The following is a 25,538-nucleotide window of genomic DNA, read 5'->3' as shown; positions in this document are numbered from 1 at the left end:
CGCCGCTAGCATTTCGCCCCCCGCGCCCGTAAAAAATCAGCGGGCCGCTGGGTTGCCGACGACACGCGCCGCAGCCTTTGCGGTCGCGCTACTTTGCCCGACTATCAACGCCAACCTGCAGGCCCTGATCGAACTCGGCTGGATCGGCGGCGGCGCGCTGGCGCTGTTGATGGCCGCGACCGCGCTGCGCCTGGTGCCACTCGCACGTCAGAACCCCGCCGCGGCGTTTTTGTTGTGCGCGCTCGCCTATGCCAGCGCGCTGTCGATGGTGCATGGCCGATTGAGCCGGCAAGGCGAGCTGTTTCTGCTGCTCGGAGCTAGCGTTGGCATTCTCGCCAGCTACCGGCATGCGCGCCAAGATTCGCAGCCAGCCCCGTCCATGCGTTATTTCGGCCTCGGCCGCAGATCGGTAGCCTCGGCGTCGGAATAACGCACCAGCAAACACAGGGCTCGAAATATCCAGGCATCAAAAAAAGCCCGTCGCGATGGTCCCTCACGACGGGCTTCCGTCTGGCAGGAGGTTTCAAGGCCGCCAGACCCTCGACGCGCCGGCAGGCGAGTATGAGGTTCTGGAATGAACAGCATCGGCCGCAGGACCGCTTACGCCAATGTTGGTGATCTTGGTGCTGGCCATCGTCTGGCAGACGCCCGGGTCGCTATAGCCTACGAAAAAGCCCGGCCAAGGGCCGGGCTAACTCGGTAAGTAACTGCACGTGCTCAAACCGGGACATTGAAGCATCAGGAATGGGGCGCGTTTGTTATAAAGCTGACACTGGAACAATGATGCGACACTGTGCCCGGGAAAAAATGGTAGTGTGAAGCTAATATGACGGCGATGGCTTGCCGGTAGCCTTTGCTGCCAGCCCGGCGAGGGTGCCTAAAGCCGTTGGATTAGCGGCCCTGGTGCAGTTGCTTATCCGCGCCGGGGCCGCTGGCCGCAATGAGCCCGCCAGTGTGGACCGGTGATGCTCATGCGCTGAGAACATGCGATCGTCAAAACAAAAGCCCCGGCATTGCCGGGGCTTTTCACTCGCGCTGTTAGTCGATCAATACTTTGCGACAACCGGACCGGCACCCCAGCCGAAGCGATAGTTGATGCCAACCTTGACGGTATGAACGTCCGCACCAAAGCCGACGCCGGGAGGTGCTATGCCGGCGAAATAAGTTTCGGAATCGTAGCGTGCGAACATGTATTCGGCCTTGGCCGACCACGGCCCGGCAAAAGCCCATTCCGCACCGCCGCCGATGGTCCAGCCGCTGTGGAACTGCGAGTCCGAGATGGTTAGACCAAGCGCCGTCGCACTGAACTCGTTGTCCGCCCAGGCGTAGCCGCCCTTGGCGTAGAGCAGCCAGGTGTCGACCGCGACGCCGACGCGACCGGTGACCGAACCGAACGAGTTGATTCGCTGCGTGGCGACGCCAAGCCCGATGATGGCTTCGCTGTGGCTGAGATCGGCCCAGGCCGCATCGGCCTCAATGCCGAAAACGAACATGCTGCCCGGCGCCTGGTAGTTGAAGCCGACGGTGCCGCCTGCGAAGCCGCCGTTGATGTCCGCGCCCGTGATCGCGAAGCCGTCAATCGTTACCCGGTCCGACCAGCCATAACCGCCCATCGCGCCGATATAGAATCCGCTCCAGTTGTAGGCAGCGACGATCGGGGCAGGCGCCTTTGTGTAAGGCCGTGCGGCGAGATCCGCCGCCGATGCCGACGATCCTAGGGCCGCCAATGCGACGGTCGTAAGCAAAAACTTCTTCATTTCAGTCCCCCAAAACGCCCCGTTCTGAAGCGTAGCCCTGGGCGCGAACGCCGGATTTCAACTTTAACGAGACAAGTTATGATCGGATTCCCGAGCCATGTCTGTATCCTGAATGCAACAGTCAGTGGACGATGGGATCAACCAGGAGTTCGTCGTCGCTTCGGTGGCCAAGCGGACCACGGCGCGGGCCCGAAGACCCGAGCCCTTGCTTGTCACAGCCGGCGCGTTGGATGCGCGGCGAGGAATGCCAGGTCGTCCGCAATTGCGCGCTCGATCCTTTCGGCTTTGGTCCGTCGGAACAAAAATCCACCTGCCGCGCGTGCGATACCTGAGGCTGTAGTTGATGAGCATCTGCAGTTGGCGACCTTATCCGCGATTTCAATCAGAAGCTTGATAAGGGTAAGTACCAGAATCAAAAAGACTGCGATCTCGCGAATAAGGTGCGCCATACGTGCAAATATCTTGCTCATACGGCGTCTCCTTTCGTTTCCCCGCCAGCTAACCAGCGACACCAATTCTATGGAGCCGACAACCGAGAAGAGTCCCCCTGAGCCCATAGGACCCGAAGTGCCTTCGAAGCGAAACGCCAAGTCGCCTAAACGCCTAGGACGCGCCGCGGTCGCCGGGTCTTCGCCAGCGGATGCACGCAAAAATGTGCGGCAGCCAACGCTTGGCAAGGGAGTTTCGACCAAAATACCTGAATTATTTGGACGCTCGGTCTAGCCGCTCCAACTAGGCCAGCATCCATCCTCCTCGTGCCGGCCGGTGCGGTTGGTGCAAGTCTGGTCGAGCAGGCGCCGGCCGACATTCTTCCAGAGCGCACTCGCCCCATAGAAGCGGACCGCGTCGGCCTTCTGGATTTCGACGATGCGAGCGCAGCGCTGGCATTCGACCCGCAGCACATGGCGCTGGATTTCTGAGAGGCGGCATTGCTGGATCGGCTGCGCAGGTCTTGTGGCCGCGCGCGGATCGGACAGCACGGCATCCCATAGTTTGTCCGGCATCGGATCGCCGGGGCCAGGGTCTGGCACCGCCTGATCTCGCCGGCGCGCAGCCTCGCGCGCCAACTTCTCCATCTGCTTTGGGGACGGCATTCGCCAGCTTGCGGGTCGCTCATTCGTCATGAGCGAACTAGAACAAAACAGGAACAATGAGTCCAGCAGCTAGGGATTGTGGTAGAATGAAAAGAGGCCTCCAACAGAGGCGGCCTTACTCTTCCCAGCGCCAAGCACCCAAGAGAAATACCTTGCGCGGTCTACGGGTGGGACCGGCTTGCGATTGGACGTCTCTAAGCTCGACGCCATACCGCTTCATCAAGAACTTCGTGAGGGCGCCCAAAATCAGAAAGGGCGTCACATAAATCGCGAATACCGCAAGTGCCCACATGGCTACTTTTCGGCGATTTGAGACTAGGAAACTACCACAACGAAATCAGGACAAGAGGGTTCAAACACGGACAGGACGCCAATCACGATAGGAACAGACCACTGGACGGCGTCCGCTACCGGGCTGGCAAGCTCGTCATCCCGGAACAAAAAGTAAGGCCCCGGATCGCGCCGAGGCCCTACCGCAGTGGCGAAGGGGTACATCCGTCCTCCACCTCTCTTCTGCAAATTTTTCCCCACACGGAGTCCAGTGTCTGTCGGGTAGCGGACTTCTGGCGCAAAAAATACGCCGCAGAGAACATAATCAGAATGGCGCGGGTACGCGCTGATCAGCGGCGCCGGTGGCACCGGTCGCTTCTTCTTCCGAGCCAGTGCCCGATCAATTTCTGCTTTGGCCACCTTGATGCCAGCGAGACGGTTCGGCGCACTCCCTGATTTCGTGTGCCCGTCGATTTCGACGGACCATTTCCATTTGCCACCGATGCTCAGGATGACGCTGTACTGCTTGCCGCGATATTCCATCCGCGCACTCAGTCCCCGGCTACGCACCCACACCATGGAAACTTTCCGAAGCGGGAACAAGTGGTAGTCCGCCTCAAATGAGGAGGAGGCTCTCCGTAGAACTACGGTGTACCTAAGGTTGCGGCAGATCGGAGAACTCACGGTCGAGAACCAAGTGGACCCGACACCGACTCGATCGGCGCAGTGGCGCCAGCCCTACCCGGCTCATCGTCTACTGCGGCGATTACCGGTGTGCGCATTCCGTCTTGATCGACGCCGGCCGCTGGGGTGACGACGTTCGCCTGTCCGACCTGGAACCGAGATTCACATGCCAGGCATGCCGCCGCGTGGCTCGGATATCAGACCGCTTTTTGAGCAGGCGCGTATGGGAACGTGAGGTCGCTAGGCGCGCTGGACGCTGGCGCCTTGATCCTGCGTGTTAATGCTGCGTGAACGTCCAATTCAGCCGCCCTACAGGTGAAAAAGCATAAACTCCAATGGCACTTCCCCGCTCACCGGAGGGATTAGAAATGCTCTTAAACGTTGCCAGCGTGGTGCTCGCGCTGCAGCTGGGAGTACCTGCTCACCCCCTGAACGATAGCGAGCTGCCAGCCGCTCAGGAAATCCAATACCGCGTGCCCGTCCGTCCGCCGCCGTGCGGCCATGGTTGGGATATCAGTGCTCGCGACGGCATGTGCTATCCGACCGGCTCTCTTCACCCGAGGGATCAAGCGGCGCGACAATACCGCAGGTATCGCGGCGACAGATACTATGACGACTATCCACGGCCGCGTCGCCGCCACTACTACGACGATTGAGGGGGCCACGATTGTCTGCCAGGTGCTGGGTCGCTGTAGGCCCGGCCTGCACCTTTGCGACACCAGCCGGGGGATTTTTTCAGAGCGGACATTCCGCGTTAGGCATCCAAAGGCTCCTTGATGCCACCAGGTTCTCAATCAGAAACTGACGCCAGTCACGCGTTCGCTTCCCGTGTCCGATTGTCTGCACTGTATCTGCAAACCAGTTGCGCAACGACGGAGTTCGTCATGGAAAGTGTCATCATCGGCGTGGCGATCGTTATCGCGAGCTATGGAGGATGCTAGGCGCATCGTCGGAGAATACATCGCGCCAGGCCCACGAGACGCCACGCATACAGTGCACCGGCTCATCGCGGTCCTCGATAGAGATGAGGTTGTCCACGCTCTCGATCGGATGAGAAGGCGCCGGACCCTTCGCCTTGTGGAATAGAGTGCCGGGGTGAGCAAGGCGGCCCGACGCACGACGTTGCCGGACGACATACGCCGGGCCGTACCACTGCGGTCACCCACCGGAATGGCTAATTCAGGCTGCGGCCGATTCTTGGCAGAATTGGGCAACTCAGGTGCCTGACCGCTCGGGCGCGGCCTCCAACTCGACGTCAGCTTCGTCAGCGTTGCCGGAAGTAGCTGGTCCGACCACCATCCCATTTCACTTTGATCAAACCATCTTGTTCGGTGACGGTCCCGCGTTCCTCGCTATCCTTGCGGGCTACTCTCTGGCCCACGCGCCATGTCGAGCGCCTAGCGCTAGCTGCGACCGTTGGCATGGTACTTCTCCGGAATCCCGCCGTACGAGACAACGAATACCTGTCCCGTAATTGCGGAACCTGGCTCACGGCACGAGCCCAGCGGAAGCGGCCCAGGCATAGTAACCCGGCGGCAGCTTGCATCCGAGCAGAGCAAGGAACGATAATCACGGCGCCAATTTTACCCGTGCACTCAAGACAACGAGGAGCCGCCATGATGATCCGCTTTGCTTGCTTAGGGGCCTTCTTTGTAGCTTTTGCTCTTGCCGAACCAGCTTTGGCCGGGGGCGGATGTGGAGTCGGGTGCAGCAGCACGTCTGAGGGGGCTTGTGTCCGGGATGGATGGCAGCAAGGTTTGCCGGTTCGGAACGTGTGCCCGGCCACATCCCAGCCATCTCCGCCTTGCGGCCCATATTACCGATGGAGTCGGCAAGCCATGATGTGCATACCGCGCTAAATCGACCGGTTAGCGGCCCCGGCCATACGCAACGCACCGGGGCCGCCGCACAGAGGCCCCCGGCGGGGGCTTTGGGGGCATTGCCGGGGGAACGTTCAAAATAGTCCGCCATCAGACCGTCGTCTGTACGGCCGCCGACAAAGGGCAGGCCCGCTAGCGTGAACCGGCGGGGCTTCCAGCGCATCAAGACCCGCTTCGTGCTCGCCCAATGGAAGGCCCTGCGCACGACGTTGCCGGACGACATGCGCAGAGCCATGCCACGCCAGGGCACTCCCCTTAAATGGCTTATTCAGGCTGATTTCGATTCTTGGCAGAATTGGGCACGATGCTGCGCGCGCAGAAAATCACATTCCAAGAGATGCGCGAATTCGGTGTCGTGTATGCGGCGATTTTCACTGTAGCCACTTGACTGTTCTCGACGCCGATCGCTGGCGGGACCATGTGTGGCTGTCGGACGCTGAGCCTCAGTTCGTCTGCTGGCAACCAGAGCTCGGGCCGCTATTAGAAGGCACGATGTGGTTGAAACGGGTTCCGTGTTTGGAACGCTTTAAGAGTTCAGTGCTACTAAGGCGGTGTTTTAAAGTGGATCTATTGCGATGGTGAATACTCGGATCGCTCCACGTGTTCGCGTGATGAAGCCGGCCAAAATCGATTACGGCGGCGACAAGTATCCTTGTATCGTTCGTGACATATCCAGCACGGGCGCGGCGCTGGACTTTTCCGAGCTGATCCGCATTCCCGATGCGTTCACATTGATCTTACCGGATGACAAGCTAAAGCTTCCTTGTCGCGTTGTGTGGCGCAGAGAGTACAGAATTGGCGTGGTCTTCGACCTGTAGCTCTACGCAGCCGCGCGGCTCCCGATGTCCGGCTGCTCTACCCTCGCCGCCCCAATGGGCATTGGCTTACGCTCTTCGCTTTCGCGCTAACAATTCGAAGCGGACAAGAATAGCTGTGCAAGCGCCCAGCGCGGCCAAGGCCATCAAGAGAACCGTCGTGAGCATGGCAAATCTCCAGCCCGATGATTCGCAATTTCTTAAACTCTGAATTATCTCAACCAAAAACTTAAGAAAAAGTTAACGCCCACCTTCTAATGGGCCGTTGCTCAGCTCGGGATCCGGGTTGAGCCTGCCACCTCCAATGCGGCGTAAAAACGGGCACTCGCTTTCTTGTTCTCCTTGATCAATGCGAAGGTCGGATTGACTTCCGTCGCGGTCGAAGTCCCTGGGACGATCGCGCCGCTCAAAGCTGCGCTTGCAAACACCTTGCACGTTTCCTGGTGATGGGCAGTCGCCGCCGCCCCAGGGTATTGATGCGCACTTCCGGCTTGTCCGGCAGCTTTTCCGCGCTCAGCGGAACGTTTTCGCCCGATGCGAGTCTTAGAGGCGATCATCGACCCCCATCTTCCATTTCCGTTTGGGTCGAGCATGGAAAAAGCGGCTGCCCATGCGATCTCGCTCGGAATTACCGGCTTTGGTGTCTGGATCCTCATTGCCGGCTCAGGCTCCAGCGTACCCGCGTTATGGATTTGCCTCGGCCTCATCACCATACTAATCGGGCTTCTGAGCGCCTTCGGTCCAACTTAGAAAACCGAGCTCCTTGTCGATTAATTGCGCTGGCAGATGCAGGGCCTGAGTCGCGGCAAGGCCGTGGCGAAGATTGGGGAGATCGGACGAATGCCCCCGTTGCCACACGTTCAAGTTGCCGTTGGGTAGAGCACCAAAAGCGTCCCGAAAATAAATATGCACCCTTGCGATTTATCGCACGCTGCGCCATCATTAATGGGTAGTTAATGCAGGGGTATTTAAATTTTATTTTGCGGGCAACTGCTCGTCGGGACCCGTTTGTCCGTGATTTCTACGTTACGGGTCATTTTGCCGTCAGGAGGCCTAGTCGCTGATTTTCTGATTGGAGAAAACATATGTTCCGTTCCTTTGCCGGTGCTACCGGAGTTCTTGTCTTCGCCCTCACTTTGTCGAGCGCCGGCGCCCGCGCTGACATTTTTCTCCACGCCGACCTGAGTAATTCGGCTGAAAACCCTGCGGCAGCGCCTACAACAGGACTCGGGGCGCCGCGCCCTGCCTCGTTCGGAACGGCGGACTTCGTTCTAAACACGGCCCAGACGGCACTCAGCTTCACGGCGACGATCTTCAATATCGACTTCACCGGCACGCAAACTGCTGACACTAACGACAACCTTGTCGCCGCGCACATTCACGCCGGCCCGCTGGTAACACCGACCACTAACGGGCCTGTTGTGTGGGGATTCTTCGGTGCGCCTTTCAACGACAACAATCCGAACGATATGGTATTTACGCCATTTGCAGTCGGCGTCGGCGGCACCATCAGCGGGAAATGGGATGTGCCGGAAGGCAACGGAACGACGCTTGCCGCGCAAATAGCAAACATTCTGGGCGGCCATTCGTACATCAATTTTCACACGGTACAGTTCGGAGGTGGCGAAATTCGCGGCAACATCGGCGTCGCCGCCGTCCCTGAGCCCTCCACATGGGCGATGATGATCTTGGGCTTCGCCGGCGTCGGCTACATGACCTATCGGCGGAAGCGCCGAGCGGCTGCTGCTCTGGTCTAAAGCCGCGGTCAGTTCTTATGGAAAGGCCGCCGTAAGGAGCGGCTTTTCTTTTGCTAAGCGATTCATTGCGTCGCGCGTCACGTCGTTGCCTTGGGGCTGGGCATGAAAGACCGAGAACTGGAGAAGATGGAGCTGGACGATCTCTGGGACCTGCACCAGAGGATCATTGTGATCCTGGATCGAAAACTAGAGAACGAGAAGCGGAAGCTTGAAAACCAGCTTGATGAGCTTGGTCGCAAGTTCGGTAGCTCTCCTAGTGACCTCCCGCAACGTAGGCCTTACCCGAAGGTAGAGCCCAAGTATCGAAACCCGAACAATCCGTCACAGACGTGGTCAGGTCGGGGCAAAACCCCGCGCTGGGTTGCAGAATTGATTGCGGCTGGCAGAAACCTCGATGAGTTTAGGATTCAATAGATACCTGGGCGACCAGCCTGTCAGAGATGCACGGAGACCGCCTTCGGGCGCTCTTTTATTGCACTAGCCGCACTACTCTACTGTCGCAGGAAGGTGAAATGGAGTTGAGACGGAGACATCGCGGTCGGTAAGGTTGATTGGTTAGGTTAAACAGCGAACTCGATTGCCGCGCTCTGCGGCTACACCTAGTGATCAGCCACCGGACAATTCCCCAAGCGTCCGGGCCCACACCAGCAAGCCGTCAGGCGACCATACTTCGCCTGGCGGCTTTGTCCTGGAGGACGATCGGTGCACCACCTATGGCTGAGGGTGAACTACTTTATCGCTGTCGTGATCGCGATGGCCGGTTGGCTGTTCCTCATCGTCTGGATGGTGAGGCAGTTGATTTGATCGGCCGCAACAAGTACGCCGCGAACAACAAAGGCGGTCCCCACAAAGCCAGCAAGCCGTAAATTACGAGCTCCACAACGTCCATGCTCACCCCCAATGACATGTCGCTGGCCAAGCTTTGCGTAGATTCGCGCCTGGCGAAAGTGAAACTGTTTGTGCGGTGCACTCTGACCGCTGGCGCTGGTCCGGTTGCCAAGTCTCAAATTCAGTGAGAGGATCATGGCCGGTCACAAGACTTTGGAGCGATGCCAAATGCATACGCGATCCAAACGATATGTCAGGCGCCAGCGCGGACGACAGAAGGCGGCCGACCGTCGAGCTCATGTCAAGTACGCCCCATCGACGCGATCCGAAAATCGCCTGGCCTTCCAAGTTGCCGCTGGGATGAAGAAGCGCTGGCCGAACGTCCTCCCCTTTTCCACTTAGCTCTGCTGTTCCTCGCCAAACCTCGAGTTCGAGATTGCTCGACCGCCGTGAAACAAACGGCTGCGTACCTGGTTAGTAATAAAAACACAGGAACGCCGAACAAATGATCGAGCTCTCAGCGATCCTCGCCCTGATTAGCGTGGGGATCTTCGCTGCCCACGCGCTGGACGCCTACCGCACCGACTAGCGCCCAGCGGAGAAACAAAACGTCGCCTCAGGCACCGCGGCAGCGTTCATCGAACGTCAGCTACCGCTTGTCGATTTCTTCGTGTCCGGTCGAGGCCCGTGGCCGCCGAACCGGTGAACCGCGAGCGCGGCTTTAGCGGTATCTGCGTGCTGAGCCTTGGAAGGCCCCCCACCCACGGTTCGATCCATCTTCTATGCAATTGCCCAGGCCGAAAATGGAAAGTTCCATGGCTCCGGTCCGGCTGGCGATGCCGGTGCTACGGCCGGGCCAATAGCGCGACAGCTTCGGCGACGACCTCAACGAGGGTATTGGATTTGGCAACCGCCCGAGCGGGCCTGGCTCCGTGGTGAGTGCGTCGTCATCGCACTCGCAAGCTTCATCGGCGCATACAAAATCGACAGTGGAGCGTACAATCCGCCGTCGCCGTTTCCCGAGAGGATATCGGGCAGAGTTTGGTGTTCACCGGAGGACCAAAAGATGTTCGCCAGCATTGCCGGCGTAGCCCTCGCGCTACAATTGGGAGTGCTTGCTTACCCGCAGAACGAAAGCGCCCCCTTTGCCCAGGAAATCCGGTACCGCCGTCACGGCCATCCACCGCCGTGCGGCCACGGCTACGATCTCGATGAGCGGGACGGCAAGTGCTACCCGAACGGAATGGTCCCGCCGCGATTTCAATCGGGCCGGTATTACCCCCTGGAGTACGGCGGCGGCCGGCGGCCGGTACCATGCGGCCATGGCGCGGACGCCGATATTCGCGATGGGCTCTGCTATCCGACGGGCACGGTGCCACGGCAATACCAGGCAGGCCGCCCGGGCTATCACTATCGACGTAACGGCTATTACGAAATGCGATAGTGCGGCGATGCCGAACATCTGCTCGCCGAGTCACGGCGATCCCGGGACTGCCGTTGCGGGCATTTGACTTCCGATATCTGAAATGTGTTCATGGGATATTCAGGGCATGTTTCGATATATTTACATCGATGCAACAGCAGCCCCTTGATGCTGATCGGGCGACCGGTCAGCGCGTCGTGGAAGCGCCGGCAGCTTCTGGTTTGATCGGAGACCAACCAATGATCGTCAGCATTGCCGCCGCAGCACTGGCCGCTCACTTGAGCATGACGCCCGGGAGCGCTGCTGAACCTGTCCTGCCTCAAGCCGTGCAATACCGCGTACCTGCCCATCCCCCTCCATGCGGCCATGGTTGGGATTTGAGCGCGCGCGATGGCCTCTGCTACCCGAACGGCTATCTGCATCCACAGGATCAGGCCGCAAGACAGTATCCGCGTTACCATCACGGCGACGGCTACTATGGCGGCGGCCGCTACCCTGTTCGGTGTGGTCACGGCGCAGATCTCGATATCCGCGACGGTCAATGCTACCCGAACGGAACGGTGCCGCCGCAGTTTCAGGCGGGGCGCCAACGTCATTACGGCGGCGGATATGAAGGTCGCCGCTACTATTATCAGGACTGAGCATCGCGCAACGCCTCCGCTAAGACCGGCGCAACAGCGCGAGCGCCTCGATGACCACCGATACCAGCGACGCCGTGGTGTACGGCTTCGGCAGCCATCCGAGCGGGGCGTAGGGCTCGGCGCGCCCGCGCGTGTGCACATCGTCGTGCGCGGTCGCAAAGATGCAGCGAATAGCGAAGTCCTGATAGAGTTGCCGTGCCGCGTCGATACCGTCGCGGGTGCTGGCCAGGCGAATATCCATCACGGCAAGCGTCGGTTGGGCCTCGCCGGCGAGCGCGACGGCTTCCTCGGCGGTCGTGGCCGGACCGACAACCTCAAAGCCGGCAGCCGTCAGTGCGACTTCGGATTGCATGGCGATCAGGAAATCATCCTCGACGACAAGAACCCGCAGCGGACCCTGCTTCCCTTCCATGCGGCGGGTTTCTTCAGCAGGTGGCAACGAATTCCGGTCCGGCGCGGATGGCAACGCAACATTCCCTACGTTCTGGTGGGGCGTCGTCATCGATCACCGGCCTAGCTCTTGGCAGCAGGGAAATCGAGGCACGCCCGCGAAGGGCTTTTCGTGACGTGAAGCGTTCCGTGGAGCTGGCGTGCGAGGCCGAGTACGAGCTGGAGCCCGGACGAGGTCTTGCGCACGGCCTCGAGGTCGAACCCCTCGCCGTCATCCTCGACGCAGAGCGCCAGCCGTCCGTCATGCTCGGTCAGGCTGACCCGGACGCCCTGCCTCGCGTGATCCTTGATGCCGTGCTTCACCGCATTCGTCAGCAGCTCGTTCAATATCAGCGCGAGCGGCATCGCCACGTCGTTGGAAAGCACGCCGCGCGCTTCGCCACATTCAATTCGTGCATCCGGCGGCAGCAACTGCCGGATCGTTTGACAGACCGCCGGCAGAAATTCTTCCGCATCAAACCGGCTTGCATCGCTTCGGCCGTACAGCACGCGCTGCGCCGCCGCCATGGCCGCGATCCGCGCACTGGCTTCGTTCAGGACTTTCCGCGCCTCATCGCTGTGCGCGGTCCTGGCTGCGGAAAACAGCAACGCTTGCAGCATCTGTATATTGTTCTTGGTGCGGTGGTTGAGCTCATCGAGCAGAAGCCGCTGCTGGGTCTCCGCCTGCCGCCGCTCGCTGATATCCACGAGCATGTTGATGGCGCCGGTGACCTTGCCAGAAGAGTCCCGCAGCGGCGTCGGGAACGGAATGAAGGGCACCCGCGTCCCGTCCGGCCGCTCGGCGACCGCTTCGGCGCCACGCACCGCGCGTCCTTCTTTCAGCGCAACCGCCATCGGACACTGGTCGTGCGGAAGCGGCGTGCCGTCCGGCATGAACAGCTTCCACGTGACGCACCATTCGTCAGTGCCGAGCACGGGCGTCCGACCTGAGAATTCCACCGCCGCTTCATTAAAGTAGGTAATCTTTCCCTGCGCGTCCGTTGTGTAGATGGCGGCTGGAATCGCCGCGAGCAGTTCCTTGAGACGCAGTTCGCTCTCCTGGAGCTTGCGTTCGGCCTCCTTGCGATCGGTGATGTCGCGGGCGATCTTTGATGCGCCGATGATGGACCCTGTGCCGTCGCGCACGGGCGAGACGGTCAGGGAGATGTCCAGAAGTCTCCCGTCCTTCCGCCGGCGAACCGTTTCGTAATGGTGGATGCGCTCGCCGCGCCGGATGCGGGCCAGGATCCCGGGCTCCTCGTCTTCGCGTCCCGGCGGAAACAGAATGGTCACGGGTTTACCGACGACCTCGCCGGCGTTATAGCCGAACAGCCGCTCAGCGCCGGAATTCCAGGTCCTGATGATCCCGTTGAGATCCTTGCTGATGATCGCATCGTCGGAGGACTCGACAATGGACACAAGCTGCTGTGCGCTCTGTTCGGCGGCCGAGCGCGCCTCCTCCGCCCTCAACTTGGCAATGCCGAAGCCGAGCTGCCGGGCCAGCGTCAGCGCGACATCGACCCCCGGATCGGTGAAGCGATGCGGGCTGTCGTAATAGGCCATGAATTTTCCGGCGAGCCGGCCGCCGATCAGGATCGGAATAAAGGCGACGGCCGCGATCTTTTCCCGTGCAATCGTTTCCTTGAGGGAATCAGACAGGCCGGAAGCGCCAATGTCCTCGAAACAGACCGGACGCGGATTTCTTTCATCCTTCGCCCATGGCGAATGACCTTCAACAGCCTGCCGGTACCCGTCCGACAGGCCCCGCCATCCGACGAAACGCATCACCCCGCGCTCGTCGAACAGGAGAATGGAAGCGCGATCGCAGGCGAGCGCCGCGAGGATGGCGTCCAGGGCGGTGTCGTAAACATCCGAAAGCGACGTAGCGTATTGCAGTTTTTCGGAGAACTCGAACAGGGCCCCCTGCTCCTCGCTGCGGCGCGCCAGCGCAAATTCAGTTTCCTTGCGGGCGCTGATGTCATGCTGAACGCGCACCGCGTAAAGGAAGTTTCCCAATGCATCGCGGACGCTTGCGGACGTAACCTCCGCCCAGAAAGATGAGCCGTCCTTGCGCACGATTCGTTTTTCGATGGTGTAGCGATCGATGTCGCCCGTGATCTGTCGCCTGAACTGCGCGAGATCATGTGCGACGTCCTGCGGCGAGGTCTCGTCAAAGATGGAGCGGCCGAGCAGGTCCGCCGCTTCGTGTCCCATCAGTTCGCAGAGCTTCTGGTTGACGCGCAGCATCCGCCCAGCCTCGTCGATCTCGACGATGCCAACGCCGACATGTTCGTAGGTGACAGCCAGCCTGTCTTCGTGCGCCTGCCGACATTCATCGCGAGGCAGATGAGGCACGCCCAGCGGGGCGGACCGGCCTGGCTGGGAGAGAGTCTTGGCCGTCCGTTGCTGGATGTTCATTCCCGCCATCCCCGCCAAAGGGCAATTTTGCGTTGCACAATACTCGGTGTCGGTACATGGAGGGACCAGCACGCACGACCGCTGAGCGTTTGACCTTGGACAAATCCGGCAAGAGAAAATTTGTTCCTAGCTGTGGCCGGGCGCAGAATATCAGTCTTCCGGCGCGCCTCGTGTCCCGCAGGATGGATCGGAATTTGATCGCTAGCACCCGCGGCAGATCCCGGTGAACGAACTCACCTCGGGCCGCCCCCGCGGGCGCACCGGCGGCTTGCGCGGGCGGGCCTTGCGCGCACTGACGATCCGCTGCGAGGCGGTTGGATATGGCGGCGTCACGACACGTGCGCGCGGCGCCTCGACTGAGCCGTAGGAGACGGCCGGCGGCGGCGGGTTGGGGCGGAGCGGTGGCACGTTCGCGGCATTGCCGATGCCGCTGGGATCGGAGAGCGCCCTGGGGTTGGCCGGTCCGAACGGCACGCCCGATATCGGCGAATTCCCCGCGCCAGCCGAGCCGGCTGGCGGCGTCAGTTGTGCGAATGCCTTTGCCGGGACAATCAGGCCAAGCGCCACGAAGAGAACAAGCGCCAAATTGCGGGACATCGAGGTCTCTCCAGGAGGCCTCCATCCAACGAACATGTAGGGCGCGCGTTCCCCAGCTTCCAGGCGAGCCCTTCGTGCTGTCCGCCCTGTTACGGAGTAGCGTCGGCGGGAGAATCAGTCCTAATCAAAGCGCGATCACGTTTTGAGGTTCCGGCGGCATGAACCAGCCCGAAGCGCTCGATTCCGATATCCGCGCCCTGCAGCAATGGCTGCGCGCTGCCTGGCAGCAGCTTGGCGATCCCACCCTCACCACCTTCGCCCGGCGCGAGCTGCGCAACCAGATGAAGCAGTGCAGCGCCGACTTGCGGGTGTGCCTGCAAAGGGTGGCTGAACAACAGCCCGCGCCGGCCCGATCACCGGCCTCGCCCCATTTCAGGCCAGGACTGCGGATCCTGTCATGGTAAGGCAACAGGATTAGGCGCCTGCCGCTCCGCCTGTGCTCAGCCGGTCCGCCCTGTTGATAACCCGCGAGCCGGTTGGCGAGCATCGAAACAGACCGGCATCGTGTGCTATCGGCATATCGGCCTGATTAACGACGGACGGAACACATGCGGATTACCCTGGTCGGTTCCCGCCATTTTGGCGTGACGACATTCAACACGCTGCGCCAACACGGGGTCGATATCATCCGCGTTGTCGTCCACGATGGCGAGGACCGGCTTGCCGCCACCGCGCGGGCCGCCGGGATCGAGGTCGTCGTGCAGGCCCATCCGAAACGGGTGCTCGCATCGGAAATCGGGCCCGGTACCGACCTGATCGTAACCGCGCACAGCCATGCCCGCGTCACCAGGGAAGCGCTGGCCACCACCAAACTCGGCGGCATCGGCTATCACCCCTCGCTCCTGCCCCGGCACCGCGGCATCGCCGCCGTCGAATGGACCATCAAGGAAGGCGATCCGATCGCCGGCGGTACCGTCTACCACCTCGCCGACCGGATGGATGCCGGTGCCATCGCCGCGCAGGAGTGGGTGTTCGTCAAGAAGGGAGAGACCGCGCGCGAGCTCTGGGAGCGAGCGCTGGCCCCGCTGGGCCAGAAACTGCTCGCTGACGTCATCTTCCACGCCAAGACCCACAACAACCTTCCTGCGACACCGCAGGAAGAGGAGTTCGCCACCCAAGCGCCGAGCCTGCCCGACGCTAAGCATTGATCACTACTTTAATACCGTTCAGACTGCAAATAGGTCGCAAACGAGACTAAACTGCGAATTTTCGTTCCCGGCCGGAACTGGATTCACCTTGATGTGTTTGAGATCGCGGGAACTTTCCACAGTGTTGCGGCGCACCCAAGTTTGGACACATTGTGACCAGATAAGGCAAGCCATCACACACATTTCGGGGACTTGATCCATGCGCTCCAATCGCATTCACAACCTGTTGTTTGTTTCGTTGCTTGCTTCCGCCGCCACCTGCGCCACCGCTCCCGCCTCCGCCCAGTCCCCCTATGACGGCCTTTGGCAGGTCACCGTTGTCACAAAGACGGGCAACTGCGATGCGCAGACTACCTCGACCGTGAATGTCACCGGCGGCAAGATTTCGGGCGGTCCCGTCTCTGGCAGCGTCGGCAGCGGGGGACTTGTGCGAGTCTCGATCAATGGTGCATATGCGAACGGTCAACTCAGTGGCAACTCCGGATCGGGGAAATGGAATGGGGCTTCAGCTGGTGTCGCATGTAGCGGTCGATGGGAAGCGTCCCGTCAGTAAGGCAAGCCAGACTTTTGAATTTTCTGCCCAAGCGCGGCGGCTGACATTCGCAGCCGTCGCTTTTTTTATGACGGCACTTTTTACGACGGTGTTGGCCGCTTCCACGAGCTACGCTCAGTCCAGTACGTTCGCCGGCATGGCCGGCACATGGTCCGGTCCCGGCACGGTGACCTTGGACGACGGTTCGAGCGAGCGGATCCGCTGCCGCTCCACTTACAAGGTGAGCGGGGCCAGCATGGAAATGGTCCTCACCTGCGCCAGCGACGCCTACAGGTTCAACCTGCAAGCGGCGGTGGTCGCAGCCGGCGGCGAAGTCAGCGGCACCTGGACCGAAACCAGCCGGAATATCGGCGGCAGCATCCAGGGCCGCGGGGCTAGCGGCAGTTTCCAGGTGATCGCTCAGGCGGCCGGATTCACCGCCAATATCTCGCTGAAGACGACCGGCAACAAGCAGCAGATCGCCATGAGGGCCGACAGCCAGTTCCGCGCTGCCAGTATTTCGCTGTCGAAGTAGGTCAACCCGCACCGCCACCCTGTCGTCGCCGGCCAACGGGTCGCGCGAATGCGCTGCCCGATGACAAGCTCCGGCGGGTAATCCAATAGTCCAGAGATATTCGGGATAACTCGATGGTCCGCAGCGTACTGGATACCCCGCTTTCGCGGGGTATGACGGCGAGCGATTATTCGCGCTCTTAACTCGTCTTCGGCTTCTCGAGCTTCGCCGCGGTCTCCTTGATCGTCTTGGCGATCAGCAAGGCCTGCTCCTTGTTGAACGCAAAATCCTGCACGCCGCGGTGGGTGGTCAGCGACAACACCATGATGTCGGGCTGGTGCTCGGGCCAGCCGGTTGCGAAGGCGGTCACGAAATCTGCAGAAGTCGATCGAGTAGTGGTCATTGGCTCACGGTATCCTTTTGTCTTTTCCGGCGCGCCTGATCAAACAAACAGCGCCCGTGCGGCAGTTGTGGTGTCTGGTTACGCCTTGGGCACGAAGGCGGTGACTTCGATTTCGACCTTCGCCCTGACGTCGACCAAGCCGTCGATGTAGAGCAGCGTCGACGGCGGAAAATTGCGCCCCAGTGTTTCCTTCCAGGCCGCACCGATGCCGGGACCTGCGGCCTCGTATTCGCTGCGGCTGGTCAGGTACCAGGTCAGGCGCACGATGTGCTCTGGGCCGGCGCCTGCTTCGCCAAGCAGCTTGACGATACGCTTGAGCGCCCTGCCGACCTGCGCGGCCATGTCGGGAGCATAGTCGCCCTTCTCGTCACCGCCGGTCTGGCCGGCCAGCACGATCCATTTGCCGGGACCATCGACCTCGACACCATGCGAGAAGCCGCGGGGTTTCGACCATTCGGCCGGTTGCAAGATGCGCATGCGTAAGTCCTCCCTTGAGACCGCCGCTCTTAGCACTGAACCGGGAGCCGCTCCCACAGCGAAATTGCGAAGGCGTGCATCGCTGCCCCCGCGCATTTGCGCGTTGCAAATCGTGGCGCGCTCGCCGATACCGGCCTGCCCTCAACGATCTCCCCGCGAATGGACCGCACACCCTCAAAAACCCTGGCCGCGCTGTGGATGGCCGGCTGGCTGACCCTGATGCTGATCATCGCGATCGCCGGACGCGAAGCGGCGCGCGAGATCAACGTGTTCCAGCTCATGGAGATGCGCTCGGTCCTCGGCTTCCTGATGCTGTACCCGCTGATCCGCGCCAGGGGCGGATTTGCCATGATGAAGACGGCGCGGCTGCCGCAGCACGTTGCGCGCAACCTCATTCACTACGGCGCGCAGCTAGGCTGGTTCCTTGCGCTGACGCTGATCCCCCTCGGTCAGGTGGTGGCGACTGAATTCACCATGCCGATCTGGACTGCGATCCTGGCCGCGACGTTTCTCGGCGAGCGGATGACACCCTGGAAGATTGCCGCGATCGTGCTCGGAATCGTCGGCGTCTTCGTGATCGTCGCCCCGCTGCAAGCGAGATCAATCCCGGGCAGTTGATCGCACTGGCAGCCGCGGTCGGGTTCGGCGTTTCGGTGGCGATGGTCAAGTCGCTGACCCGGACCGAGCAGACACTCTCGATCCTGTTCTGGATGCGGGTGGTACAGTCGGCGGCCGGTCTCTTCCCCGCGCTCTACGTCTGGACATGGCCGCCCGCCCACCTCTGGGGCTGGGTGGTGGTAATCGCGTTTTGCGGCACGTTTTCCCACTACTGCATGGCGCGCGCCATGCTGCACGCGGATGCCACCGTGGTGATCCCGATGGATTTTCTGCGCGTTCCTTTAAGCGCCGCCGCCGGCTGGCTGATCTATTCGGAACGGCTGGATGCATTCACCGTGCTCGGCGCGGCGCTGATCCTCACTGGCAATCTGTTGAACCTGAAACCGAATCCTTCGCCTACGCGCGTGCAAGGCTGAAGTTTATTTCCCGGGCTGTGATCTAGATCACGCTACGCCGCGTGTCGCGACGGTAACGGATGGCTCCAGATTTGGCCGTTCGGCTGCTTTTTTGTGGTGCGAAGCGGGCGATATTTGTAATGTCCAGCCAGCGTTACAGCCAAAGCCTTTGTTGATTCTGCAGGGGGATTTCATATGCGTTACCCAACGCTCATTTTGTCCGTCATATGCATGGCCTTTGCGGCCGGAACCGCTCAAGCCGAAAAGCGCGTCGCTTTCGTCGTCGGCAACGGCACCTACAAGAACGTTGCACCGCTGCCGAACCCGTCGGTCGATGCCAAGGCGATGGCCGCCGCGCTGCGCAATGTCGGATTCGAGGTGGTCGAAGGTTCCAATCTCACGCGCGACAAGATGACCGAACGTCTGCTCGACTTCGGCAAGAAGGCGCAAGGCGCCGACGTCGCGCTGTTCTTCTATGCCGGCCACGGCATTGCGATCTCCGGCACCAACTACCTGTTGCCGATCGACGCCGACATCAAGTCCGAAATGGACGTCAAGCTTGGCGCCGCGATCAATATCGACCTCACCCTCGAGCAGACCATGGGCGATGCCAAGGTCAAGCTGGTGTTCCTTGACGCCTGCCGCGACAATCCGTTCGCAGCCAAGATCAAGTCGAACTCCGCCACCCGCAGCGTCAATGTGCAGACCGGTCTGGCCGAAATGAAGTCTGGCGAAGGCACGCTGATCGCGTTTGCGACCGGCCCGGGCCAGACCGCGCTCGACGGCCAGGAAGGCGGCAACAGCCCGTTCACGCGCGCCCTGCTCGCCAACCTCACCCAGCCCGGCGTCGAGATCCAGCAGGCGATGACCAAGGTCCGTGCCCAGGTCAACGAAGAGACCAACAAGGGTCAGCTCCCCTGGGGTCATACCAACCTGATCGGCGCGGTCTACCTGAACGGCGCGCCCGCGCCCGGCGCCGTGGCGGCTGCAGCACCGGCGTCAGGTGCAAAGCCGGGGTCCGACGTCGAACTGGAGTTCTGGCGCTCGATCAAGGATTCCAACAAGCCGGAAGAGTTCAACGCCTACCTGACCAACTATCCTAACGGTCAGTTCCGCTCGCTGGCGCTGTCGCGGATTGCCTCGCTCGAGAGCGGCGCAAAGGATGCGACCCGCAACCTGAGCACGGGCATCGATCCCGCGACCTTCAAGGAAGAAGCAAACCAGACCACCGAGGACCAGATCGGCCTCGACAAAGGCCAGCGCCGCGACGTGCAGCGCCGCCTCAACGGGCTCGGTTTCGATACCAAGGTCACCGGCCAGTTCGACGCCCCGACGCGCGCCGTGATCACGCGCTGGCAAGCGGCGCGTGGCTATCCGAAGAGCGGCTATCTGAACAGGCTGCAGCACAAGGCGCTGCTGACGGAGATCGTGGCGGCCGCACCGACTGCGAGTTCCGATGAGGAGCGTCCCGCTCCCAAGCGCCGCGCCCCCAGCACCGTTCAGGCGCAGCCTCAAGCGCAGCCGCAGCAGCCCCCGCCGCAGCGCCAGTACAGCAACCCCGGCCCCGATCCGGCCGGTGCCGGACGCTTCATCGGCGGCGTCGTCGGCGGCATGCTGCGCTGACGGCAAGCGACCCATCTGCCAAAAAGGCCCGGGATCATCCCGGGCCTTTTCATTTTGCATGCCGCAGATCAATGCAGCCTCGAGCAATAGTGATTTTTGGTTAGATCGATTTGGCCGCAGACGCGCTTTACCTCTCCCGCTTGCGGGGGAGGTCGGCGCGAAGCGCCGGGTGGGGGCTCTCTCCACTCGGGCAGTGTCGCCCGCGGAGACACCCACCCCAGCCCTCCCCCGCAAGCGGGAGAGGGAGCGCACCTTCTTCGTGGTCGCAATCAAACTCAATTTCATCATGCTCTAAGAGCGTTCTATTTGCCTGCAGCCTTTCGCAGCGCCTCGTTGATGCGATCCTGCCAACCTGGACCACCCTCCTGAAACCATTCCAGCACATCCTGATCGATCCGCAGTGTGACCTGCTCGCGCGCGCCGGGAATGGCGGCTTGTTTGGCCGGTGCTTGCGCCACCTTGGCGGTCGCGCGCTTGAATGCGGCCTCGGCTTCGGTGCGCGCATCGTTTAGGGTTCTCGGCCGCCGCGGCTGGTCCGCCATCGCTAAATTCCTTCAAACAAGGCCGTCGACAAATACCGTTCGGAGAATGACGGCACGACAGCCAAAATGGTCTTGCCGGCGCTCTCGGGACGCTTGCCGATCGCAAGCGCCGCCGCGATCGCAGCGCCTGAGGAGATGCCGCCGGGAATGCCTTCCATGCGCGCCAGCGCACGCGAGATTTCGATCGCCGTCGGGCCGTCGACCCTGACGATCTCATCGATCACAGAGCGATCCAGAATGTCCGGCACGAAGCCGGCGCCAATGCCCTGGATCTTGTGCGGCGTATGCTGACCGCCGCCCAGCACCGGGCTTTCCTCCGGCTCGACGGCAACGATCCGCAAAGACGGCTTGCGCGGTTTCAGCACCTGACCGACGCCGGTGATGGTGCCGCCGGTACCGACGCCGGCGACGAAGAAATCGATATTGCCGCCGGTGTCATTCCATATCTCTTCCGCTGTGGTGCGGCGGTGAATTTCGGGGTTAGCGAGGTTCTTGAACTGCTGCGGCATCACGGCGTTCGGCGTGGTCCGCACCAGTTCCTCAGCGGTTGCGATCGAGCCCTTCATGCCCTGCGCGGCGGGCGTCAGGATGATCTCGGCGCCGAGGAACGCCAGCATCTTGCGCCGTTCGATCGACATCGATTCCGGCATCACCAGCTTGAGCCGGTAGCCGCGCGATGCCGCGACAAACGCCAGCGCAATGCCGGTATTGCCGGAGGTCGGCTCGATCAGCACGGTGTCGGCGTTGATCACGCCGGCCTTTTCCATCGCAATCACCATCGCCGCGCCGATGCGATCTTTCACGCTCGCGGCGGGATTGAAATATTCGAGCTTGGCCAGAATGGTTGCGCTAACACCATGCGCCTCCGGCAATTTACGCAAGCGGACGATCGGCGTGTCACCGATCGCGTCGACTATGGAGTCGAAGACCCGTCCCCGCCCCGGACGTTGCACTGCACTCGCGGCTGACGACGCATCCATCTCAACACTCCTGTGACGACTATGTGCGGGGAATTGGCGGCTGTTCCTACTTAGGAGGCGCTAGCATTGATGCGCAAGGTGAAATCAACGCGCTGAAGAATTCGCTGCATTGCAAAACAAGAACGTCACTAAATATCGCGAAATGAACGCATTTGTGTTGCCACATCGTCAAAGATTTTGGTGTATACTTTCGTAGTGAGCTGAGCCAGAGGTTCAGATCGCTAGGAGGTCACGATGCCAGCTTTTGCTGAAGTCCGGTCGACCGTGCCGCTTGGACCAGATCCGCGTGGATGTGATCTGCCGACGTGCCCTGTGTGTGCCGACACCATGGTAGCAGCGGAAGCGTCAGCCTACCTCAACGACAACGTGATCAGCTATCTCTGGACCTGCGACACCTGCGGTTACGGTTTCGTGACCAAGCATTCGGTCAAGAGGTTCGCCTGCAATTGACTCAAACTATCGTGGAGCAATATCACCGCGCGCCCAACCGGCGCGCGTTTGGTTTTGGAATGCCTCGAAGCCGCCCAACCGATCGGTGCGGCGCGAAGTGCGACCATGGGGCATAGATCCTGAAGTTTTTAAACGTTCCGCTGCGCCCGCCGAATTTCACTCGGGGGCCGCTTGTACACCTCCGCAAAGACCGCATTGAAGCGGCGCAGGCTGCGAAAACCAGCCAGCAACGCAATCTCGGTCATCGGCAGTTCGGTATCATCTAAAAGTCGCTTCGCCCGCTGCACCCGTGCGGTCTTGGCAACCTGGCCTGGGCTGGCGCCGAGATGCCTGTCGAACAATCGGCATAGATGCCGCGCCCCGACGCCAAGGCTGGCCGCGAGCGCTTCAACAGGCGCCCCATCGAGTGCCCCCTTGGCGATGAGTCGCATCGCGCGTTCGACCGTCGCCAATGAGCCCTTCCATGCCGGAGAGAACGGCGCCGTCTCCGGCCGGCACCGCAGGCACGGCCGAAATCCGGCGCGCTCCGCCGCCGCTGCAGACGGATAAAAGGACACGTTCTCCGCCTTCGCCGGGCGAACCGGACAGACCGGACGGCAGTAAATGCGCGTTGTCCGGACACCAGAAAAGAACCGGCCGTCAAACCGTCGATCACGCGTGACGCGAGCCCGCTCGCAAACTGCGACATCCAGATTGCCAAGCTCGGCCCTTGCCGACGACGGAGTCCGTTTGCGGCGAGCCATTGCGCGCTCCTGATGCTAGGTCGTGCTCATCTTATGTTTAGGGAGAACAGAGACAATGGTCGCGGCGAGCCGGTTCTTTGGATGGTCGGTTGCCTGGTCGGCGTTTGCGATCGCTGTGTTCGCCTGGGGCATCGGGTTCTACGGTCCTTCGGTATTTCTCCAGTCGCTACACGAATCGCGAGGCTGGCCCATCTCGAAGATTTCAATGGCTATCACGGCTCACTTCTTGGTCAGCGCAATCATCATAGCGTACCTGCCGGAGATTCATCGCCGACTGGGGATCGCTGTAACGACGTTCATTGGAGCGGTCGCAACGGCGACAGGCCTGATTTTTTGGTCCGGCGCACGCGAGCCGTGGCAGTTGTTCGTCGCGGCTATCCCGAGCGGGGCTGGTTGGGCCATGACGAGCGGAGCAGCGCTGAACGCCATCGTGGCAAAATGGTTCGATCGCGACCGGCCGATGGCGATCGCCCTTGCATTCAATGGCGCCAGCGTCGGCGGCGTGCTGTTCGTGCCGATATGGGTCTACCTGATACGATCGATCGGCTTCCCATCAGCAGCGCTCCTCGTCGGAGGCTGCATGGTGGCCGCGGTTGCATATCTCTGCGTCAGGTTCTTGGCGAGATCGCCCGGCGAAATGGGCCTGGCGCCGGACGGCGCCGCATCGCATCAGGCAGCACCGAGCCCAAAGCCGAGACGAACTCGCACTGAGATCATTCGAACCTCACGTTTCATCACGATTTCGGCCGCCTTCTCGCTTGGCCTGTTCGCACAGATCGGCCTGCTGGCGCACCTGGTAGCTCGTCTGACGCCGGACCTTGGAATTAGCTACGCAGGGTCTCTTGTGAGCCTGGCTACGATATGCGCCATCATAGGCCGGACCCTGACTGGCAAATGGATCGGTGAGCATGATCGCCGTTTGGCGGCTGCGATCAACTTTGCCGTGCAGATTGGCGGCGTCCTATTGCTGATTTTCAGTACTGGATGGGTGGGTCTTACGCTCGGCTGCGTTCTCTTCGGTCTCGGCATCGGCAATCTGACGTCACTCCCGCCATTGATCGTGCAGAAGGAATTCGAACGCGAGGATGTCGGCACCGCAGTGGCACTAATCATCGCAATCAACCAGGGGGTATTTGCATTCGCGCCGGCAATCATTGGCGCCATACGTGACACGACGGCCAATTATCAATTGCCGTTCGCACTCATCGCGATGGTTCAGTTTCTCGCCGTTGCGATCATCCTGCTTGGCCGAAGGTCCGCACCAGCGACTTCAACTTGACAATCGAGTTAGCCCTCGCGAATCCGCGCCCTAGCGCGGCGGTATATCGCCCTTCGCCCAACCGGCGCGCGTTTTGTTTTGGAACGTCTCGAACGTTCCGCTCGCGATTGCGTCGCGCATGCCCTGCATCAGGTGCTGGTAATAGGCCACGTTGATTTCCGACAGCAGCATCGCGCCGAGCGTCTCTCCTGACCTCACCAGATGATGCAAATAGGCGCGCGAAATGTTGCGCGCCGACGGCCATTCGCTTTCCTCGTCGAGCGGCCGCGGATCGTCGGCGTGGCGGGCGTTCCGCAGATTGATCTGGCCGAAGCGGGTGAACGCCATGCCGTGGCGCCCGTTCCTTGTCGGCATCACGCAATCGAACATGTCGATGCCGCGCGCCACTGCTTCCAGCAGATCCTCGGGCGTGCCGACACCCATCAAATAGCGCGGACGATCCGCAGGCAGCGCCGGTGCCGTTTCCTCGATCATCGCAAGCATCACCGACTGCGGCTCACCCACTGCAAGCCCGCCGATCGCGTAGCCGTGGAAACCTATGTCGACCAGCTCGCGCGCGCTGATGTGGCGCATCTCGGGAATGTCGCCGCCCTGCACGATGCCGAACAGCATGTAGCCTTCTGGCGCGCTCTCGAACGCCCGCTTGCTGCGCTCCGCCCAGCGCAACGATAACCGCATCGCGCGCTCGATGTCCGTAATGCTGTGGTTACTGCGGTCCGGCGAAAGCCGCACGCACTCATCCATCTGCATGGCGATGTCGGACCCAAGCAGCCGCTGCACCTCGATCGAACGCTCCGGCGACAGCTCGACCTTGGCGCCGTCGATATGCGAGCGAAACGTCACGGCCTTTTCGCTTACCTTGCGCAGGTCCGATAGCGACATCACCTGGAAGCCGCCGGAATCTGTCAGCATCGGCCCGTTCCACCCGGTGAAGGCTTGCAAGCCTCCGAGCGCCGCGATCCGCTCGGCGCCTGGCCGCAGCATCAAATGATAGGTGTTGCCGAGCACGATATCGGCGCCGGCATCGCGTACCTCGCGCCAGTGCATGCCCTTCATCGCCCCCGCCGTGCCCACCGGCATAAAGGCGGGTGTGCGGACCACGCCGTGCGGCGTGGTCAGGCGGCCGGTGCGGGCTGCGCCATTGGTAGCGAGCAATTCGAAATGATTGGGAAGACTCATGGCGCTGCTTATTACGTGCCGGGAACGGCCAATCAACCGCCCTGTGCGCGTTCTGAGCAGTC

Annotated in this window: 27 protein-coding genes and 1 pseudogene; 14 read left to right on the top strand and 14 right to left on the bottom strand. The window is 61.3% G+C overall.

All coding sequences use genetic code 11. The features are described 5' to 3' along the window. The first annotated feature begins 52 nt into the window (after nt 1–52). Entirely contained in the window at nt 53–430 is a 378-nt protein-coding gene (locus tag IVA95_RS01765; protein WP_247508931.1) for a hypothetical protein, read from the top strand. 616 nt (nt 431–1,046) lie between these two features. On the opposite strand, the gene IVA95_RS01760 is transcribed toward IVA95_RS01765, so the two are convergent. The 4 genes from IVA95_RS01760 to IVA95_RS01745 form a co-directional block, all read right to left on the bottom strand. Beyond that, nucleotides 1,047–1,757: an outer membrane beta-barrel protein gene (locus tag IVA95_RS01760; RefSeq protein ID WP_247508930.1), complete on the bottom strand. Its 711-nt coding sequence runs from the start codon at nt 1,755–1,757 to the stop codon at nt 1,047–1,049. A gap of 212 nt (nt 1,758–1,969) precedes the next feature. Further along, nucleotides 1,970–2,227: a hypothetical protein gene (locus IVA95_RS01755; protein ID WP_247508929.1), complete on the bottom strand. Its 258-nt coding sequence runs from the start codon at nt 2,225–2,227 to the stop codon at nt 1,970–1,972. Between the two features lie 249 nt (nt 2,228–2,476). Then, complete coding sequence (locus tag IVA95_RS01750) at nt 2,477–2,851, bottom strand: hypothetical protein (RefSeq protein WP_247508928.1); 375 nt, start codon at nt 2,849–2,851, stop codon at nt 2,477–2,479. A gap of 315 nt (nt 2,852–3,166) precedes the next feature. Next, the gene (locus IVA95_RS01745; RefSeq protein ID WP_247508927.1) at nt 3,167–3,664 is read right to left on the bottom strand and encodes a hypothetical protein; all 498 of its coding nucleotides are present in this window, start codon (nt 3,662–3,664) and stop codon (nt 3,167–3,169) included. Nucleotides 3,665–6,260: 2,596 nt separating this feature from the next. Here IVA95_RS01745 and IVA95_RS01740 point away from each other — a divergent pair. Then, entirely contained in the window at nt 6,261–6,503 is a 243-nt protein-coding gene (locus tag IVA95_RS01740) for a PilZ domain-containing protein (RefSeq protein ID WP_256470139.1), read from the top strand. A gap of 266 nt (nt 6,504–6,769) precedes the next feature. On the opposite strand, the gene IVA95_RS01735 is transcribed toward IVA95_RS01740, so the two are convergent. After that, nucleotides 6,770–7,156 (bottom strand): hypothetical protein, encoded by a 387-nt coding sequence (locus IVA95_RS01735; RefSeq protein ID WP_247508925.1) that lies wholly within the window; start codon nt 7,154–7,156, stop codon nt 6,770–6,772. A gap of 429 nt (nt 7,157–7,585) precedes the next feature. Between IVA95_RS01735 and IVA95_RS01730 the strand changes: the two genes are divergently transcribed. The 4 genes from IVA95_RS01730 (at nt 7,586) to IVA95_RS01715 (ending at nt 11,149) form a co-directional block, all read left to right on the top strand. After that, a complete protein-coding gene (locus IVA95_RS01730; RefSeq protein ID WP_247508924.1) occupies nt 7,586–8,257 on the top strand; it encodes a CHRD domain-containing protein in 672 nt (223 codons plus the stop codon). A 102-nt stretch (nt 8,258–8,359) separates the two neighbouring features. Continuing rightward, entirely contained in the window at nt 8,360–8,671 is a 312-nt protein-coding gene (locus tag IVA95_RS01725; protein WP_213255062.1) for an H-NS histone family protein, read from the top strand. 1,480 nt (nt 8,672–10,151) lie between these two features. Then, nucleotides 10,152–10,529: a hypothetical protein gene (locus IVA95_RS01720; RefSeq protein ID WP_247508923.1), complete on the top strand. Its 378-nt coding sequence runs from the start codon at nt 10,152–10,154 to the stop codon at nt 10,527–10,529. A gap of 218 nt (nt 10,530–10,747) precedes the next feature. Then, nucleotides 10,748–11,149: a hypothetical protein gene (locus IVA95_RS01715; RefSeq protein ID WP_247508922.1), complete on the top strand. Its 402-nt coding sequence runs from the start codon at nt 10,748–10,750 to the stop codon at nt 11,147–11,149. A 19-nt stretch (nt 11,150–11,168) separates the two neighbouring features. Here the strand turns inward: IVA95_RS01715 and IVA95_RS01710 are convergent, their stop codons facing one another. From IVA95_RS01710 to IVA95_RS01700, 3 genes are all read right to left on the bottom strand, one after another. Beyond that, complete coding sequence (locus IVA95_RS01710) at nt 11,169–11,651, bottom strand: response regulator (RefSeq protein WP_247508921.1); 483 nt, start codon at nt 11,649–11,651, stop codon at nt 11,169–11,171. Between the two features lie 11 nt (nt 11,652–11,662). After that, a complete protein-coding gene (locus tag IVA95_RS01705) occupies nt 11,663–13,996 on the bottom strand; it encodes a PAS domain S-box protein (RefSeq protein ID WP_247508920.1) in 2,334 nt (777 codons plus the stop codon). 201 nt (nt 13,997–14,197) lie between these two features. Then, entirely contained in the window at nt 14,198–14,593 is a 396-nt protein-coding gene (locus IVA95_RS01700; RefSeq protein ID WP_247508919.1) for a hypothetical protein, read from the bottom strand. A gap of 158 nt (nt 14,594–14,751) precedes the next feature. Here IVA95_RS01700 and IVA95_RS01695 point away from each other — a divergent pair, with 158 nt between their 5' ends. The 4 genes from IVA95_RS01695 (at nt 14,752) to IVA95_RS01680 (ending at nt 16,808) form a co-directional block, all read left to right on the top strand. Continuing rightward, nucleotides 14,752–14,997 (top strand): hypothetical protein, encoded by a 246-nt coding sequence (locus tag IVA95_RS01695; RefSeq protein WP_247508918.1) that lies wholly within the window; start codon nt 14,752–14,754, stop codon nt 14,995–14,997. A gap of 144 nt (nt 14,998–15,141) precedes the next feature. Beyond that, nucleotides 15,142–15,741: a formyltransferase family protein gene (locus IVA95_RS01690; RefSeq protein WP_247508917.1), complete on the top strand. Its 600-nt coding sequence runs from the start codon at nt 15,142–15,144 to the stop codon at nt 15,739–15,741. A gap of 199 nt (nt 15,742–15,940) precedes the next feature. Continuing rightward, nucleotides 15,941–16,294 (top strand): hypothetical protein, encoded by a 354-nt coding sequence (locus IVA95_RS01685; protein WP_247508916.1) that lies wholly within the window; start codon nt 15,941–15,943, stop codon nt 16,292–16,294. Then, nucleotides 16,239–16,808, top strand: a complete 570-nt coding sequence (locus IVA95_RS01680) for a hypothetical protein (protein ID WP_346657972.1) — start codon at nt 16,239–16,241, stop codon at nt 16,806–16,808. Before IVA95_RS01685 ends, IVA95_RS01680 begins: the two co-directional genes overlap by 56 nt. A 178-nt stretch (nt 16,809–16,986) precedes the next feature. On the opposite strand, the gene IVA95_RS01675 is transcribed toward IVA95_RS01680, so the two are convergent. Continuing rightward, on the bottom strand, nt 16,987–17,190 hold the full coding sequence (locus IVA95_RS01675) for a hypothetical protein (protein ID WP_065747310.1): 204 nt from the start codon (nt 17,188–17,190) through the stop codon (nt 16,987–16,989). A 78-nt stretch (nt 17,191–17,268) separates the two neighbouring features. Beyond that, on the bottom strand, nt 17,269–17,667 hold the full coding sequence (locus tag IVA95_RS01670) for a RidA family protein (RefSeq protein ID WP_247508915.1): 399 nt from the start codon (nt 17,665–17,667) through the stop codon (nt 17,269–17,271). A gap of 159 nt (nt 17,668–17,826) precedes the next feature. Between IVA95_RS01670 and IVA95_RS01665 the strand changes: the two are divergent. Both IVA95_RS01665 and IVA95_RS01660 read left to right on the top strand, forming a co-directional pair. Further along, nucleotides 17,827–18,701, top strand: a pseudogene (locus tag IVA95_RS01665) (DMT family transporter). Between the two features lie 174 nt (nt 18,702–18,875). Then, nucleotides 18,876–20,303: a caspase family protein gene (locus IVA95_RS01660; protein ID WP_247508914.1), complete on the top strand. Its 1,428-nt coding sequence runs from the start codon at nt 18,876–18,878 to the stop codon at nt 20,301–20,303. 302 nt (nt 20,304–20,605) lie between these two features. Here IVA95_RS01660 and IVA95_RS01655 read toward each other — a convergent pair whose 3' ends face one another. Together IVA95_RS01655 and cysK are read right to left on the bottom strand one after the other, a co-directional pair. After that, the gene (locus IVA95_RS01655) at nt 20,606–20,845 is read right to left on the bottom strand and encodes a BrnA antitoxin family protein (protein WP_247508913.1); all 240 of its coding nucleotides are present in this window, start codon (nt 20,843–20,845) and stop codon (nt 20,606–20,608) included. Nucleotides 20,846–20,847: 2 nt separating this feature from the next. Continuing rightward, nucleotides 20,848–21,825, bottom strand: coding sequence for a cysteine synthase A (gene cysK / locus IVA95_RS01650; RefSeq protein WP_247508912.1), 978 nt, complete (start codon nt 21,823–21,825; stop codon nt 20,848–20,850). A 234-nt stretch (nt 21,826–22,059) separates the two neighbouring features. Between cysK and IVA95_RS01645 the strand changes: the two genes are divergently transcribed. After that, nucleotides 22,060–22,275 (top strand): hypothetical protein, encoded by a 216-nt coding sequence (locus IVA95_RS01645; RefSeq protein WP_247508911.1) that lies wholly within the window; start codon nt 22,060–22,062, stop codon nt 22,273–22,275. 128 nt (nt 22,276–22,403) lie between these two features. Here the strand turns inward: IVA95_RS01645 and IVA95_RS01640 are convergent, their stop codons facing one another. Further along, a complete protein-coding gene (locus IVA95_RS01640) occupies nt 22,404–23,018 on the bottom strand; it encodes an Ada metal-binding domain-containing protein (RefSeq protein ID WP_247508910.1) in 615 nt (204 codons plus the stop codon). A 55-nt stretch (nt 23,019–23,073) separates the two neighbouring features. Between IVA95_RS01640 and IVA95_RS01635 the strand changes: the two genes are divergently transcribed. Next, complete coding sequence (locus IVA95_RS01635; RefSeq protein WP_247508909.1) at nt 23,074–24,297, top strand: MFS transporter; 1,224 nt, start codon at nt 23,074–23,076, stop codon at nt 24,295–24,297. A gap of 30 nt (nt 24,298–24,327) precedes the next feature. Here the strand turns inward: IVA95_RS01635 and tgt are convergent, their stop codons facing one another. Further along, nucleotides 24,328–25,476, bottom strand: coding sequence for a tRNA guanosine(34) transglycosylase Tgt (tgt, locus tag IVA95_RS01630; protein WP_247508908.1), 1,149 nt, complete (start codon nt 25,474–25,476; stop codon nt 24,328–24,330). Between the last annotated feature and the right edge of the window lie 62 nt (nt 25,477–25,538).

Source organism: Bradyrhizobium sp. 157, assembly GCF_023073815.1.
In the GTDB taxonomy this organism is placed as follows: domain Bacteria; phylum Pseudomonadota; class Alphaproteobacteria; order Rhizobiales; family Xanthobacteraceae; genus Bradyrhizobium.
The sequence above is the reverse complement of the archived record's forward strand: the minus strand, read 5'-3'. Positions and strand labels throughout refer to the sequence as shown.

Excerpts from the sequence above, each read along its gene's own strand:
- IVA95_RS01760 (WP_247508930.1), bottom strand. The coding sequence starts at position 1,757 with ATGAAGAAGTTTTTGCTTACGACCGTCGCATTGGCGGCCCTAGGATCG.
- IVA95_RS01755 (WP_247508929.1), bottom strand. The coding sequence starts at position 2,227 with ATGAGCAAGATATTTGCACGTATGGCGCACCTTATTCGCGAGATCGCA.
- IVA95_RS01750 (WP_247508928.1), bottom strand. The coding sequence starts at position 2,851 with ATGCCGTCCCCAAAGCAGATGGAGAAGTTGGCGCGCGAGGCTGCGCGC.
- IVA95_RS01745 (WP_247508927.1), bottom strand. The coding sequence starts at position 3,664 with ATGGAATATCGCGGCAAGCAGTACAGCGTCATCCTGAGCATCGGTGGC.
- IVA95_RS01740 (WP_256470139.1), top strand. The coding sequence starts at position 6,261 with ATGGTGAATACTCGGATCGCTCCACGTGTTCGCGTGATGAAGCCGGCC.
- IVA95_RS01735 (WP_247508925.1), bottom strand. The coding sequence starts at position 7,156 with ATGAGGATCCAGACACCAAAGCCGGTAATTCCGAGCGAGATCGCATGG.
- IVA95_RS01730 (WP_247508924.1), top strand. The coding sequence starts at position 7,586 with ATGTTCCGTTCCTTTGCCGGTGCTACCGGAGTTCTTGTCTTCGCCCTC.
- IVA95_RS01725 (WP_213255062.1), top strand. The coding sequence starts at position 8,360 with ATGAAAGACCGAGAACTGGAGAAGATGGAGCTGGACGATCTCTGGGAC.
- IVA95_RS01720 (WP_247508923.1), top strand. The coding sequence starts at position 10,152 with ATGTTCGCCAGCATTGCCGGCGTAGCCCTCGCGCTACAATTGGGAGTG.
- IVA95_RS01715 (WP_247508922.1), top strand. The coding sequence starts at position 10,748 with ATGATCGTCAGCATTGCCGCCGCAGCACTGGCCGCTCACTTGAGCATG.
- IVA95_RS01710 (WP_247508921.1), bottom strand. The coding sequence starts at position 11,651 with ATGACGACGCCCCACCAGAACGTAGGGAATGTTGCGTTGCCATCCGCG.
- IVA95_RS01705 (WP_247508920.1), bottom strand. The coding sequence starts at position 13,996 with ATGAACATCCAGCAACGGACGGCCAAGACTCTCTCCCAGCCAGGCCGG.
- IVA95_RS01700 (WP_247508919.1), bottom strand. The coding sequence starts at position 14,593 with ATGTCCCGCAATTTGGCGCTTGTTCTCTTCGTGGCGCTTGGCCTGATT.
- IVA95_RS01695 (WP_247508918.1), top strand. The coding sequence starts at position 14,752 with ATGAACCAGCCCGAAGCGCTCGATTCCGATATCCGCGCCCTGCAGCAA.
- IVA95_RS01690 (WP_247508917.1), top strand. The coding sequence starts at position 15,142 with ATGCGGATTACCCTGGTCGGTTCCCGCCATTTTGGCGTGACGACATTC.
- IVA95_RS01685 (WP_247508916.1), top strand. The coding sequence starts at position 15,941 with ATGCGCTCCAATCGCATTCACAACCTGTTGTTTGTTTCGTTGCTTGCT.
- IVA95_RS01680 (WP_346657972.1), top strand. The coding sequence starts at position 16,239 with ATGGGGCTTCAGCTGGTGTCGCATGTAGCGGTCGATGGGAAGCGTCCC.
- IVA95_RS01675 (WP_065747310.1), bottom strand. The coding sequence starts at position 17,190 with ATGACCACTACTCGATCGACTTCTGCAGATTTCGTGACCGCCTTCGCA.
- IVA95_RS01670 (WP_247508915.1), bottom strand. The coding sequence starts at position 17,667 with ATGCGCATCTTGCAACCGGCCGAATGGTCGAAACCCCGCGGCTTCTCG.
- IVA95_RS01660 (WP_247508914.1), top strand. The coding sequence starts at position 18,876 with ATGCGTTACCCAACGCTCATTTTGTCCGTCATATGCATGGCCTTTGCG.
- IVA95_RS01655 (WP_247508913.1), bottom strand. The coding sequence starts at position 20,845 with ATGGCGGACCAGCCGCGGCGGCCGAGAACCCTAAACGATGCGCGCACC.
- cysK (WP_247508912.1), bottom strand. The coding sequence starts at position 21,825 with ATGGATGCGTCGTCAGCCGCGAGTGCAGTGCAACGTCCGGGGCGGGGA.
- IVA95_RS01645 (WP_247508911.1), top strand. The coding sequence starts at position 22,060 with ATGCCAGCTTTTGCTGAAGTCCGGTCGACCGTGCCGCTTGGACCAGAT.
- IVA95_RS01640 (WP_247508910.1), bottom strand. The coding sequence starts at position 23,018 with ATGGCTCGCCGCAAACGGACTCCGTCGTCGGCAAGGGCCGAGCTTGGC.
- IVA95_RS01635 (WP_247508909.1), top strand. The coding sequence starts at position 23,074 with ATGGTCGCGGCGAGCCGGTTCTTTGGATGGTCGGTTGCCTGGTCGGCG.
- tgt (WP_247508908.1), bottom strand. The coding sequence starts at position 25,476 with ATGAGTCTTCCCAATCATTTCGAATTGCTCGCTACCAATGGCGCAGCC.